This is a genomic window from Hymenobacter nivis (assembly GCF_003149515.1).
GTDB classification, from domain to species: Bacteria; Bacteroidota; Bacteroidia; order Cytophagales; family Hymenobacteraceae; genus Hymenobacter; species Hymenobacter nivis.
Genome location: NZ_CP029145.1, coordinates 1569465 through 1582591, shown reverse-complemented (window position 1 = coordinate 1582591; position 13127 = coordinate 1569465). Strand labels below are relative to the sequence as shown.

The 13127-nt window shown below is 63.0% G+C and carries 13 protein-coding genes; 7 read left to right on the top strand and 6 right to left on the bottom strand.

Features of this window, described 5'->3' with window-relative positions; all coding sequences use genetic code 11:
* Positions 1 to 239: 239 nt before the first annotated feature.
* A complete protein-coding gene (locus DDQ68_RS06905) occupies positions 240 to 842 on the bottom strand; it encodes a hypothetical protein (RefSeq protein WP_109655642.1) in 603 nt (200 codons plus the stop codon).
* A gap of 232 nt (positions 843 to 1074) precedes the next feature.
* On the opposite strand from DDQ68_RS06905, the gene DDQ68_RS06900 reads away from it, so the two are divergent.
* From DDQ68_RS06900 to DDQ68_RS06880, 5 genes are all read left to right on the top strand, one after another.
* Complete coding sequence (locus DDQ68_RS06900) at positions 1075 to 1314, top strand: hypothetical protein (RefSeq protein WP_109655641.1); 240 nt, start codon at positions 1075 to 1077, stop codon at positions 1312 to 1314.
* Complete coding sequence (locus DDQ68_RS06895; RefSeq protein ID WP_109655640.1) at positions 1311 to 2240, top strand: UDP-2,3-diacylglucosamine diphosphatase; 930 nt, start codon at positions 1311 to 1313, stop codon at positions 2238 to 2240. Before DDQ68_RS06900 ends, DDQ68_RS06895 begins: the two co-directional genes overlap by 4 nt.
* Before the next feature lie 183 nt (positions 2241 to 2423).
* On the top strand, positions 2424 to 3473 hold the full coding sequence (locus tag DDQ68_RS06890) for a glycosyltransferase family protein (RefSeq protein WP_109655639.1): 1050 nt from the start codon (positions 2424 to 2426) through the stop codon (positions 3471 to 3473).
* Entirely contained in the window at positions 3470 to 4930 is a 1461-nt protein-coding gene (locus DDQ68_RS06885) for a GH1 family beta-glucosidase (RefSeq protein WP_109655638.1), read from the top strand. The genes DDQ68_RS06890 and DDQ68_RS06885 overlap by 4 nt, the downstream gene beginning before the upstream one ends.
* 102 nt (positions 4931 to 5032) lie before the next feature.
* Complete coding sequence (locus DDQ68_RS06880) at positions 5033 to 5752, top strand: dienelactone hydrolase family protein (protein ID WP_162549907.1); 720 nt, start codon at positions 5033 to 5035, stop codon at positions 5750 to 5752.
* A 142-nt stretch (positions 5753 to 5894) separates the two neighbouring features.
* On the opposite strand, the gene DDQ68_RS06875 is transcribed toward DDQ68_RS06880, so the two are convergent.
* A complete protein-coding gene (locus tag DDQ68_RS06875; protein ID WP_109655636.1) occupies positions 5895 to 6527 on the bottom strand; it encodes a hypothetical protein in 633 nt (210 codons plus the stop codon).
* Between the two features lie 132 nt (positions 6528 to 6659).
* On the opposite strand from DDQ68_RS06875, the gene DDQ68_RS06870 reads away from it, so the two are divergent.
* Positions 6660 to 7448 carry an NIPSNAP family protein gene (locus DDQ68_RS06870; protein ID WP_109655635.1) on the top strand — a complete coding sequence of 263 codons (789 nt, stop codon included), beginning with the start codon at positions 6660 to 6662 and terminating at the stop codon, positions 7446 to 7448.
* 135 nt (positions 7449 to 7583) lie between these two features.
* Complete coding sequence (locus DDQ68_RS06865) at positions 7584 to 8528, top strand: sugar phosphate isomerase/epimerase family protein (protein ID WP_109655634.1); 945 nt, start codon at positions 7584 to 7586, stop codon at positions 8526 to 8528.
* A 27-nt stretch (positions 8529 to 8555) separates the two neighbouring features.
* On the opposite strand, the gene DDQ68_RS23755 is transcribed toward DDQ68_RS06865, so the two are convergent.
* From DDQ68_RS23755 to katG, 4 genes are all read right to left on the bottom strand, one after another.
* Positions 8556 to 9260: a VOC family protein gene (locus DDQ68_RS23755; protein ID WP_245897359.1), complete on the bottom strand. Its 705-nt coding sequence runs from the start codon at positions 9258 to 9260 to the stop codon at positions 8556 to 8558.
* A 267-nt stretch (positions 9261 to 9527) separates the two neighbouring features.
* Positions 9528 to 9656 (bottom strand): hypothetical protein, encoded by a 129-nt coding sequence (locus DDQ68_RS24235; protein WP_281271091.1) that lies wholly within the window; start codon positions 9654 to 9656, stop codon positions 9528 to 9530.
* 75 nt (positions 9657 to 9731) lie between these two features.
* Positions 9732 to 9869, bottom strand: coding sequence for a TMEM175 family protein (locus tag DDQ68_RS23750; RefSeq protein WP_245897357.1), 138 nt, complete (start codon positions 9867 to 9869; stop codon positions 9732 to 9734).
* Between the two features lie 719 nt (positions 9870 to 10588).
* Positions 10589 to 12853: a catalase/peroxidase HPI gene (gene katG / locus DDQ68_RS06850; protein WP_109655633.1), complete on the bottom strand. Its 2265-nt coding sequence runs from the start codon at positions 12851 to 12853 to the stop codon at positions 10589 to 10591.
* Positions 12854 to 13127: the final 274 nt, after the last annotated feature.

Sequence of the window (13127 nt, the reverse complement as noted above, 5' to 3'; positions counted from 1 at the left end):
GTAATATCCTATTTTCAGTTGTTAGCGCATTCTAATGGAAACTACTTGAATAGAGTCAGAAAAGCGGAAAACAGTGTGTCAAGAAGCAGAATTAAATGCTGGAATCACCCCGCTTTGGACCACCGCTAACATTTTTACACTATTCGGAAATACAGTTTGTAATTCTGCGTGCAGTACCGGTTTTGATAGCGCTTGCCTTCCAGCACTATGCTGCTTAGCTCCAACTACCAGCTTACTGGCTACTGCACCGGCGGCACCGTCACCACGTACTCGAACGCCAGGTAGAGCTTGGCGTCGCCCACGCGCACCTTCAGCTCCTGGGGCCCGGCTTTGGGCAGGGGCAGCAGGCCCTGGGCCTGGTAGAGGTCGCGGCCGAAGAAGCGGCCTGGGGTGGGGGGCGGTACCAGCTTGAACACTTCTTGGCCAGCCTTGTCGGTGGCTACTATGACGAGGTTGCTTAGGTTGGCGCTGCCGGGGCCCTTGCGGCGGATGGTGACCTGGAGCGTGCCGCCGGGGGGCAGGGCAGCCAGGCGGCGCTGATAGGTGGTGTCGGCCCAGGTGTGCAGGCGGCGCAGCTCGTCGATTTCCGTGAGCATCTGGGCGTAGGGGCGGTAGGCCAGCCGGGTGTAGGTGCCATTCACGTCAGCTTCCTCGTCGGTGTTCTTGGTCACATTTTGCACGGCCGGCGATTCGGCGTCGCGCTGTGCGAACACGTAATGGCGCTTGTTGGTGGTGAACTTGCTGGCATCGGGGGCCTGGGCGCGGGCGGCCCCGGCGGTGCCCAGCCCCAGGCCGGCCATGAATAGCAGGCCGCGCAGGGACTGGGTGGTAGCGTTGTGCATTGGATAAAGATAAAATAGGGTAGAAGCCAGAGGATATTCCCTGGTGGATAAAAAAGACTAAAATCGGCTCGTTTCAGCCCGTAAAGAAACAATCGCCGCCGCAAACCACCCGGCTGGGGCCCCGCCCGGCCCTTGTTTTTTTACCAAAACGTAACCCGCCCGTAACCGCCGCGTCATACGAGGGGCCGAAATTTGAGGATAGGTATTATTCCTCTTCTTAATCGTTCGTGCCATGCATTTCCCGGCTTTGGTTTCGTGGGGGCGCCGCCTGGGGCGCTGGTTTTTGTATGAGCTGTTTCAGCTGGCCCTGGGCGTGGCCTTTGGACTGCGGCTGCCGGGCAGCCTGCGCTCGGCGCTCGGCGGCGGCGGGCGCACCAACCAGCCCCCCCGCTGGGCCGGCCCCGCTGTGCGCCCGCGCCGGCCCGAAGCCCGGCGGGGCCGCGCGCCCATTCCCCAGCCCGCCGCTGCATGAGCGAATCCCTGGCTTTCTCATTTGAAAAAATAGGCCTCGCCGGCCCAGGGGCCCCACCGCCCAAAGCTGGCCGCAGCAAGCGCCGCCGGGTGCACGTAGCAGTGGTGTCGGATATCCATTTGGGTACGTACGGCTGCCACGCCCGCGAGCTGCTGCGCTACCTCAAAAGCATCCGGCCGCAGGTGCTGGTGCTAAACGGCGATATCGTGGACATCTGGCAGTTCAGCAAGAACTACTGGCCGCCTGCCCACATGCGGGTGGTGCGCTACCTGGCTGGCCTGGCCGCCAAGGGTACCAAAATTTACTACCTCACCGGCAACCACGACGAGCTGCTGCGCAAGTTCGCGGGCCTCAAAATCGGGCAGTTTCATTTGGATAACAAGTTGGTGCTCGACCTGCCCCACGGCCGCACCTGGCTATTCCACGGCGACGTGTTCGACGTGACTATGCGGCACTCGCGCTGGTTGGCCAAGCTCGGCGGGCAGGGCTACGATTTGCTGATTCTCATCAACCGGTTCGCCAATTTTCTGCTCGATAAGCTGGGGCGGCCCCGAGTGGCGCTGTCCAAGCTGGTGAAGGAGCGGGTAAAAACCGCCGTGGCCGCCGTCAATAACTTCGAGGAAACGGCGGCCGCCATTGCCGCCGACGACGGCTACCGCTACGTGGCCTGCGGCCATATCCACCAACCCGAAATCAAGGAAATCGCCACCGCCAAGGGCCCCATCACTTATCTCAACTCCGGCGATTGGGTCGAAAACCTGACAGCCCTGGAGTACACCGCCGCCGCCGGCTGGGCGCTGTACCGCTACGCCGACGACCCCTGCATGCAGGGCCTAGCCGAACCCGACGACGCCACCGATACCGCCGCCGACGCCCACCCCGCGCAGCTATTGGCGGGGCTGCTGGCTGAATTTAAGATTAAATGATTTTGACTGCTGGTTTTTGATTATTGGCCGTAGAACGTCATGCTGAGCGAAGCCGAAGCATCTCTCCCGCGCAACTAACCCAATCTGTTGAGTTTAGTCAGCGGGAGAGATGCTTCGGTTTCGCTCAGCATGACGTTCTACGGCCAGGCAAATACAGTTGTAACAAAGCCCCACTTCTATTCTATGCGCATTCTTTACGCCATTCAGGGCACCGGCAACGGCCACCTGGCCCGCGCCCTCGACGTGGTGCCGCTGCTGCAAGCCCGCTGCGACCAGTTAGATTTGTTGATCAGCGGCCCGCCGGCCGATTTGGCGCTGCCGTTCGACGTGCGCTACCGGGCCCAGGGCATGGGGTTTTTGTTCGGTAAAAAGGGCGGCATCAACTTCGTGAAAACGTTCTGGCAGTTCAATTCGGCCAAGTTTCTGCGCGAGGTGCGCGCGCTGCCGGTGGAAGACTACGATTTGGTCATCAGCGACTTCGAGCCCGTGGCCAGCTGGGCGTGCCGGCTGCGCGAGGTGCCCTGCGTGGCCCTCAGCCACCAGTGCGCCGTGCTGCACCCCGCCGCCCCGCGCCCGGCCGTGGAGGACCCCGCCGGCCGGGCCGTGCTGCGCCACTACGCGCCGAGCACGGCTCAGTATGGGTTCCACTTCCGGGAGTACGCGCCGGGTATCGCCACGCCCGTTATCCGGCAGCAGGTGCGGGCCCTAGTGCCCACCAACGAGGGCCACTACACGGTGTACCTGCCCGCGTTTGAGGAGAAACTGCTCGTGGAGCGCCTGCGCTACCTGAGCCGGGCCACGCGCTGGGAGGTGTTCAGCAAGCACAGTGCCGAGCCCGCTGAGTACGGCAACGTGCGGGTGTGGCCGGTGAGCGGCGGGGCCTTCCTCGACAGCCTGGCGCGCGCGGCGGGGGTGCTGTGCGGGGCTGGCTTCGAGACGCCCGCCGAGGCTCTGTACCTGGGTAAAAAGCTGCTCGTGGTACCCATGAAGCAGCAATACGAGCAACAATGCAACGCCGCGGCGCTTATCCAAATGAATATACCCGTTATTAAGAACCTCAAAGACAAGCATCTGGCCACATTAGACGAGTGGCTGCACCAAGGCCGGGTCGTTCCCGTTGACTACCCCGACCGCACGGCCGCCGTGCTCGACCAGATGCTGGCCGAGCAGCGGCCGGGGCCCCAGCCCCCTGTTTCTTCGCTGACCGCTTCCGCCCCCGCGCCTCGCGCATGACCGACGATTCTTCTGCTTTGCCCGCGGCGTTCTTTCCGCCCTCGGGGCCCCCGGCGTTCACCCGCGCCGATTTTGGACCCGATTTCCACTGGGGGGCCGCTGCGGCTGCCTACCAAACCGAGGGCGCCTGGCAGCTGCAAGGCAAGGGCCCCAGCATCTGGGACGACTTCACGCGGCGCAGGGGGGCCGTGCGGCGCGGTGAGCACGGGCGGGTGGCTACCGATTTCTACCACCGCCACGCCACCGACCTCGACTTGGCCCAGGCCATGGGGCTGACGGATTTCCGATTCTCGGTGGCCTGGCCGCGGGTGCTGCCCAGCGGCACGGGGCCCGTAAACCGGCGCGGCCTCGACTTCTACGACCGCCTCGTGGACGCCTGCCTGGAGCGCGACCTGCGCCCCTGGCTCACGGTGTACCACTGGGACCTGCCCAGCGCCCTGCAAGCTCAGGGCGGCTGGGCCAACCGCAGCGTGGTGGGCTGGCTGGCCGACTACGCTCAGGTGCTGGCCCGCCGCCTCGGCGACCGGGTGCAGCACTGGATGGTGCTGAACGAGCCGATGGTGTTCGTGGGGGCGGGGCACCTGCTGGGCGTGCACGCGCCGGGGCGGCGGCACCTGGGGGCGTTTCTGGCGGCGGCCCACCACGCCACGCTGGCCCAGGCCGAGGGCGGCCGGGCCCTGCGGGCCGCTCTGCCCGCCGCGGTCCGCATCGGCACCACGTTTTCGTGCTCGTACCTCACGCCGCACCGCCCCGGCAACGCCCGCGACGAGGCCGCCACCCGCCGCGCCGATGCTCTGCTGAACCGCTTTTTCGTGGAGCCCGCCCTGGGCCTGGGCTACCCCGTGGCCGAGCTGCCCGCCCTGCGTTGGCTGCTGGAGCGCTACTACAAGCCCGGCGACGACCAGCGGCTGGCGTTCGATTTTGACTTCTGGGGTGTCCAAAACTATACCCGCGAGGTGGTGAGGTTTTCGCCCTGGCTGCCGCTGCAATGGGCTACGCTGGTGCCCGCCAAGCAGCGTGGCGTACCCCACACTGACATGGGCTGGGAGGTGTACCCGGAGAGTATTTGCCAAATGTTAAAACAATATAGCGCTTATTCAAATGCACCACAATTATTCGTAACTGAAAGTGGGTCAGCATTCCCAGATGTGAAAACCGATGGTGGCGTGCCCGATGCCCAACGCCGGGCCTACTTGCAGGCGGCCCTGGGCCAAGTGCTGCGCGCCCGGCGCGAGGGCGTCGACGTGGCCGGCTACTTCGCCTGGACGCTCACCGACAATTTTGAATGGGCCGAGGGCTACGGGCCCCGGTTTGGTCTGGTGCACGTCGACTACGAAACCCAGGCGCGCACCGTGAAGGACTCGGGCCTGTGGTACCGCGACTTCCTGCGCGGGGCCCCGGCCGGGGCCTCCGGTGCCGCCGCGCAGCGGCAAGCTGCGGGCGGGGCGGCCGACTAGGTACAAGCTGGCGGGGCCCCTTGGTCATCCCCGCCGCGCTGCGGCTGGTTGCGTATGCCTTTAATTCGCGCTATTCTATTCCCCTCCCAAATACCAAACCTTATGAGTACTTCCCAAACCCTCTCCCTGTCGGTCGGCGACGGCACCACCATGCTGGTCTACGCGGCCCAGCCCGCCGCAGCCAACGGTGCGGTACCCGGCATCATTCTATTGCAGGAAGCCTTCGGCGTGAACCACTACATCCGCAGCGTAGCCGACCGGCTGGCGCAGGCCGGCTACGCCGTGGTGGCCCCCGAGCTGTTTCACCGCACGGCCGCGTCGGGCCTGGAAATCCCCTATAACGACTTTCCCAGCGCTATGTCGCACTACATGGCCATCAACAACGACGACTTGACGGCCGACTTGCAAGCGGCCTACGCTTGGCTCACGGGCCAGTCCGGCGTGGTGGCCGACAAAATCGGCAGCGTCGGGTTTTGCCTGGGCGGGCGCGTCTCGTTCCTGGCCAACGCCGTGCTGCCGCTGGCGGCCGGCGTGTCGTACTACGGCGGCGGCATCGAGCAAATCAAAGACCGCGCCGCCGACCTGCACGCCCCGCACTTGTTCTTCTGGGGCGGGCGCGACGAGCACATTTCGAAGGAGAGCATTGCGGAAGTTATCGAGGCCGTGGACGCGGCCGGGAAGCTCTACGTCAACACCGTCATCTCCGACGCCGAGCACGGCTTCCACTGCGACGAGCGCCCCGGCTACAACCCCGCCGCCGCCCATGAGGCCTGGGCTCTTACGCTGGCATTTTTGGCTGATAAGTTTAAGGCGACGAAGTAAGGAGCCGCTCGATTTTTCGGTGGCGCGTTTTTAAAATCGTTGCCGACAGAACAATTCCAAGAGAACGTCATGCAGAGCGCAGCGAAGCATGACGTTCTCTTGGAATTGTTCTGTTGTCGTTCCGGGGCGAAGCCCGCGCCCGCTACAGGGCCCCCAGCAGGGGCTTGGCTGCGATGAACCGGTCGATAAGCCGCGTCGGGTGCTGCTCGTCGAACCCGGCAAAGCCCAGCACGAACGCCGGCTGGGGCTGCACAAAGCGCAGAGCTTCATTCACGGCGTTGCGGTAAGTGCGGAAGCGTTCGGGCTCGGCGGTGGCGGCGGCGGCTTCGGTGTCCCAGCGCAGGGCCCCGGGGCCCTTGCGCACCAGCAGCGGCAGCACAAACGGGATGTAGTGGCTGAACACTGGGTTGGCGGCGCTGGTCAGCCGCGCGTCGGGCCACACGTGGAAGTCAGCGAACGAGGCCGGCGGGACCACTACGTAGCGCGCCTGCTCCTCGATCAGGGCCCCAAACAGCGCGTCGCGGCCCGGCTGGGCGTAGAGCTGCGCGAAGGCTGCGTACCACACCGTGACGCCGGCCGGGCTCACGAGCTGGTAGGGGTGTAAGGTGCTGCCGACGCCCACGCCGCCGTGGGGCCCCACCACCAGGTCGTAAAGCTGGCCGAACCGGGCCACGTCGGCCGCCTGGCGGTAGGGGTTGTCGGTGAGGCCGTAGAGGCAGAAGCAGGCGAAATCGGTGAGGGCCGGCAGGGTAGGGGGAGGCGTTGAATCGGACACGGCAGGGGCAAGGGAGAAAAGCGCGCCGGGCCACGGCCCGGCGGGGCTCGCAAATTTCGGCGCCCGCCGGCTTTTTCCGCGCGGCCAGTGCTAAATTTCGGCCGCCCAACTTGCACAAATCCCACCCAAACCATGAAAAAACTTCTGCTCCTGCCGTTGGCCGCGGCCCTGTGCGGCGGGCTGGCCGGCGCCCACGCCGCCCCCCGGCCCGCGGCGCCGCGCCCAGCCTACTTTGCCCTCAAGGTGTACCACCTCAAAACCAGCCGGCAGGAGGCGCTCGTCGACAGCTTTTTGCAGCACCAGTACGTGCCGGCGCTGCACGCGGCGGGTATCCCCGCCATCGGCGTGTTCAAGCCGGTGGGCAACGATACCGCCGCCGACCGCCGCGTGTACGTGTTCACGCCCTACACCTCCATGAAGCAGTGGGAACAGGTAGACAAAACCGTGGATGCCAAGATGTTGATAGCCGGTGGCGGCTACGAAAACGCGGCTTACACCAGCCCGGCCTACGGCCGCCAGGAAAACATTTTCATCAAAGCTCTTGATGAAATGACCGGTCTGCGGGCCCCCAACCTCGCCGCGCCCAAGAGCGAGCGGGTGTACGAGCTGCGCAGCTACGAGGGCGCCAGCGAGAAAATCTTCCGTAACAAGGTGCAGATGTTTAACGCAGGCGGCGAAATCAAGCTCTTCGACCGGCTTGGCTTCAACGGCATTTTCTACGGCGAAGTCCTGTTCGGGCCGAAAATGCCGAACCTGATGTACATGACCTCGTTCAAAAACATGCCCGACCGGGAGGCGCACTGGAAAGCCTTCAGCGCCGACCCTGAGTGGAAGCGGCTGTCGGGCCTGCCGGAGTACCAGAACAACGTGGCGCACATCGACATCACGTTCTTGCGGCCCGCGAATTACTCGGATTTGTAAGTAACCAATCTGGGAGAACGTCATGCTTCGGCTGCGCGGACGCCAGACGAGCATGACGTATTAAAGGACGTTGCTGAACAGTCCCAATAGCTTAAAAGAACATCTTTCCCATCCCGTTCAAACCCGCCCCGCCTTATGCCTGCTTCCCGTCGTGATTTCCTGAAAAACGCCGCGGCCCTGATAGCCGCCGCCGCCGTGGCGCCGCAGGCTTTAGCGGCTCGGGAACTGCCGGCCAAGGCTTTTTTTGAAATTTCCCTGGCCGAATGGTCGTTTCACAAGGCACTGTTCAGCAACAAGATCAGTAACCTGGACTTCCCGGTCATCGCCAAAAAGCAGTATGGCATCGGTGTGGTGGAGTACGTGAACCAGTTCTTCAAAGACAAGGCCGAGGACTCGAAATACCTGGCTGAGCTGCTGCTGCGCTGCCACGACAACGGCGTGAAAAACCACCTGATTATGGTCGATGGCGAGGGCGACCTGGGGGCCCCCACCGAGACGGAGCGCATCAAGGCGGTCGAAAACCACTACAAATGGGTGGACGCGGCCAAGTACCTGGGCTGCCCCACCGTGCGCGTGAACGCCTTCGGCAAGGGCACGGCCGCGGAGGTGCAAAAAGCCGCCGCCGACGGCCTGGCCCGCCTGGCCGAGTACGCCCAAAAAGCGGGTATCAACGTGATAGTGGAAAACCACGGCAGCTATACCTCCAACGGCGAGTGGCTGCTGGCCACCGTCCGGCAGGTGGGCAAGCCCAACGTGGGGATTCTGCCCGACTTCGGCAACTTCTGCATCCGGCGCGACACCGGCGACCTCTACCGCGGCAAGTGCATCGAAGAGTACGACAAGTACAAAGCCGTGCGCGAGTGGATGCCAGTGGCCAAGGGCGTGAGTGCCAAAACCTTCGACTTCGACGCCAACGGCAACTGTGTGGAAACCGACTACTACAAGATGTTCAAAATCATCAAAGACTCGGGCTTCCGCGGCTACGTGGGCATCGAGTACGAAGGCGAAGTGGCCAGCGAAGAAGACGGCGTACGCAAAACCAAAGCCCTGCTGGAAAAGGTGCTGAAAACGCTGGGGTAGGGTCCCGGGGCCCGCTAAAATTTCTTGCTAAAACTTGTCGTTGTTGACTTCCAGCCAAAAGCCGTCGGGGTCTTGCAGGTAAATCTGCTGCACGCCGTCGGGCCGGGGCGTGGTCTGCCCGGCTTCGCCCCGCCAGTTGCCGTAGCGCACGTGTAGCCGGTCGAGGTGCGCCATGAAGCGGGGTAGGTCCGGCACGCTGAAGGCCAGGTGGGTGTTGATGTCGTGGGCCTGCGCCTTGTTGCCCTGGATGATGTGCAGCTGGCTGTGGGGCCCCACGCGCAGCCACACGTGTTTGCCGTCTTTGAAGGGCTCTGGCAGCTCGGGTAGCAGTAGCGCGTTTTTGTAAAAGTCCGCGCTTTTCTGCAAATCGACCACGTACAACGCCACGTGGTTGAGCAGCGTGGGGCCCTGCGCCGTGGCGGGCAGGGGCGTTGCCGCCCCGGTGGCAACGGCCAGCAAACCGGCTAGTAAATACTTCTTCATGGCGTTCCAGCCCCGGGTTACCGCCCCAGCGCCTTGAATTGCGCCGCTACACAAGCGGCGATGCCCTCCTGGCCAGTTGCTGGGCTGCTCACCGCCCAGTAACTGGTTGGCCGCTGCTGTTTTCAGGGAGCCGCCGGGGCCAGCCGCCGCAATAGCGCCGGGCGGGGCCCCGGCTTTGGGTTGGTAGCCCGTGGCGCGGGCCAGGCGCCGGGCCGGCAACGGCTGAATAGCGAGAATTTTTGTAGGCATGGGCGCAGGGCGGGGGGGCTAAAACGGTAGCCCCGGCGGGGGCAAGGTACTGGATATCCCCGGAATCCCCGGCTGGGGCCCCGGCCGGGCCGCTAGTCCGGGTTCTCGGGGGCCAGCGTGCGCTCGATGCGCGGGCCGGGCACCAGCCACACGAAGGCCACGGCCACGCAGGCCGCGCCCGCCAGGGCAGCCAGAAGCTGCTGACGATGCCCGCCACGTAGAGCACCGGTGAGAGCTTGCCCTTCCAGTCCTGCCCCGGCGCCCGCGCTAGCGGCGAGGCCGACCCGCTATTGACGGCAATGATGTGTTTTGCAGCACGAAATACGCCACGGCCGACCCCAGCAGCACGCCGCCGTACACGGCCAGCGTGGCCGGCGCAAAGTGGTTTTCGCCCATCTAGCCGGTGGCGAAGGGGGATAAGCGAGAGCCAGAACAGCAAGTACAGGTTGGCCCACCGCACCCCGCCACTAATCAGCCGGGTGCTGCTGAGCGGTGGTGGTTATTCCAGTAAATGCCCACGTACACGAAGCTCAGCACGTAACTCAGAAACACGGGCAGCAGCCGTCGCAACGCCACAAAGTCGGCGCTGTGCAGCACCTTAAGCTCCAATACCGTGATGGTGAGTATACCGTTGCTAAATGCTTCGAGGCGGCTTTTTTGACATTGGGTAGGGAAGGTGGGAAGCTAAAGCAATAAAAAGCCACTATTGAAGCGGCTTTTTTATTGCTTTAAAAATTTCTTCAAAAGAGTTCTCCTTGAATTTTTGCGTCAATTTGACTTTTCAAGCATGCTAGTTCAAGCTATGCCCTTCAGGGTAAGACGTTAGTTGCTACTCCCTTTGGGTCGTTGCGCTTTTGCCAGGTAGTTAAAGCGTATGGTCTGCTTATGATATGAGTAGCAGGAAGCGTGTTGGAATAGAATTCATTCTGGTCTAGCCCATTTTCAGTGGTTTCTTTCAGTTGGTCTGAGCCGAAACCCGCGAATTCCATTCGCAACCCAAACCTATGGACTTCTAGTCCACAGTCGTTTAGTTTTTCGCCCCTTATTTATAGTGTGCTTCTTTACAGACTATATCAGCGCTACAGTCACATAAACGCCACTCAATCCGCAACTGCCAAAAGTGTTGACTACAGTCCCTGTTAAGCAGACGCTGGCACTACTATATAGGCAGTTTCGGAGCAATGAAAACGGCTTCATACCGCACCTTAGGCCTTGGATTCTGCCACCATATTAATGAGACTAAGGCAACCCCACAAAAAAGCGCCGCCCCGTTGCCAGGGCGGCGCTTCTTCAACATAAGCAGCAAGAAATACTTCGCCAGCCCAACCTTACGATTTCGCCAGGTCGAAGCGGTCGGCGTCCATCACCTTGGCCCAGGCGGCTACGAAGTCGCGCACGAATTTGGGGCCGGCGTTATTGGTGCCGTACACTTCGGAAATGGCGCGCAGCTCTGAGTTCGAGCCGAAAATCAGGTCGACGCGGGTGCCGGTCCACTTCACCACGTTGGTTTTGCGGTCGCGGCCTTCAAACAGCTGGTCAGCCTCCGAAGTGGCTTCCCAGGTGGTGCCCATGTCGAGCAGGTTCACGAAGTAGTCGTTGGTGAGCGTGCCCGGGCGGTCGGTAAATACGCCGTGGTTCGAGTGGTCGAAGTTGGTATCCAGCACGCGCAGGCCGCCTACCAGCACCGTCATTTCGGGGGCTGTGAGGGTCAGCAGCTGCGCCCGGTCGATGAGCATCGCCTCGGGAGCGGCTTCGTGGTTGGCGCGCAGGTAGTTGCGGAAGCCATCGGCGTGCGGCTCCAGGGCCTCGAACGACTGCACGTCGGTTTGCTCGTGCGAAGCGTCGGTGCGGCCGGGGTGGAAGGGTACCTGCACGTCGTAGCCACCTTCTTTGGCAGCCTGCTCGATACCGGCGGCACCGCCCAGTACAATCAGGTCGGCCAGCGATACGCGCTTGCCACCGGCTTGCGCAGCGTTGAACTCGGTCTGGATGCCGGTCAGCGTGTCGAGCACTTTGGCCAGCTCGGCTGGGTTGTTGGCATCCCAGTATTTCTGGGGTGCCAGGCGGAGGCGGCCACCGTTGGCACCGCCGCGCTTGTCGGAACCGCGGAACGTGGAGGCCGAAGCCCAGGCCGTGCGGATGAGCTGCGAGCCCGTGAGGCCGCAGGCCAACAGCCGGTCTTTCAATGCGTTGGTATCCTGCTCGTCAATCTGCGTGTAATCGGCAGTGGGCAGCGGATCTTGCCAGATGAGCACTTCGCCGGGCACCTCGGGGCCTACGTAGCGCGAAAGGGGCCCCATGTCGCGGTGCGTGAGCTTGAACCAGGCGCGGCTGAAAGCATCGGCAAACTCCTCAGGGTTTTCGTGGAAGCGGCGCGAGATTTTCTCGTAAATCGGGTCTTCGCGCAGGGCGATGTCCGTCGTCAGCATAAACGGCTGGTGCGACTTGTTGGGATCGTGGGCGTCGGGAATCAGGCCCGCGCCGGCATCGCCCTTGGGCTTCCACTGGTGGGCACCGGCGGGGCTCTTGGTCAGTTCCCACTCGAAGCCAAACAGGTTGTTGAAGTAGCCGTTGCCCCACTTGGCGGGCGTGGCGGTCCAGGCACCTTCGAGGCCGCTGGTGATGGTGTCGCCGGCGTTGCCGGTGCCATACGAGTTCAGCCAGCCCTTGCCTTGCTGCTCGATGCCTGCCGCGGCGGGCTCGTGCGCAATGTACTGGGCGGGGTCGGCCGCGCCGTGCGTTTTGCCGAAGGTGTGGCCGCCGGCAATCAGGGCTACGGTTTCCTCGTCGTTCATGGCCATGCGGCCGAAGGTTTCGCGGATGTCGCGGGCCGAGCCCAGCGGGTTGGGGTTGCCGTTGGGGCCCTCCGGGTTCACGTAAATCAGGCCCATCTGCACGGCGGCTAGCGGGTTTTCGAGCTGGCGGTCGCCGGTGTAGCGCTTGTCGCCGAGCCACTCTTTTTCCGAGCCCCAGTAGATTTCATCCATCGGCTCCCACACATCGGCACGGCCGCCCGAGTAGCCAAACGGCTTCAGGCCCATCGACTCGAGGGCGCAGTTGCCGGCCAGAATCATGAGGTCGGCCCAGGAAATCTGCTCGCCGTATTTCTGCTTTACCGGCCACAGCAGCAAGCGGGCTTTGTCGAGGTTGGCGTTGTCGGGCCAGCTGTTGAGTGGCGCAAAACGCTGCATACCCGAGCCCGCACCCCCGCGGCCATCGGCGATGCGGTAGGTGCCGGCGCTGTGCCAGGCCATGCGAATAAAGAACGGCCCATAGTGGCCGTAGTCGGCCGGCCACCAGTCCTGCGAGGTGGTCATCAGTTCAAACAAATCCTGCTTCACCGCATTGAAGTCCAACTTCTTGAACTCCTCCGCGTAGTTGAAGTTCTCGCCCATCGGGTTCGACATCGTCGAGTGCTGGCGCAGGATGTTGAGCCGCAGTTGGTTGGGCCACCAGTCGCGGTTGCGGGTGCCACCGCCGGCCGCCTGCTGCGCCTGCCCTTCCAAAAATGGGCACTTGGCCGCCGAGGGATCGTTCATGAAAAACTCCGTGGTGTTGGCGGCGGGCGCGTGCTTGTTGTGTTCTTTAGCCATTATCTAAGAATTATGATTAATTGAAATTTCGGTTTGGAAGGGATTATCCCTGTTTCGTACTGATTTACAGCGCATCATTATTATTGTGCCCTTGGCTGGCAGTTGCGGCAACCATGGCTTCCGGCGGGGCCCCAAGCCAACCAGGTGATGGTGAGTCATCGGCGGCGCATAATTCGGCAGAGAAGCCGTGCCGGCTGCGGCCAAAGCCGGACGGGGGAAAACCAGGTACCCGCCCGAGTCTGTACTGCTGGAAGAGCTTTGGATCCAGCCCCGC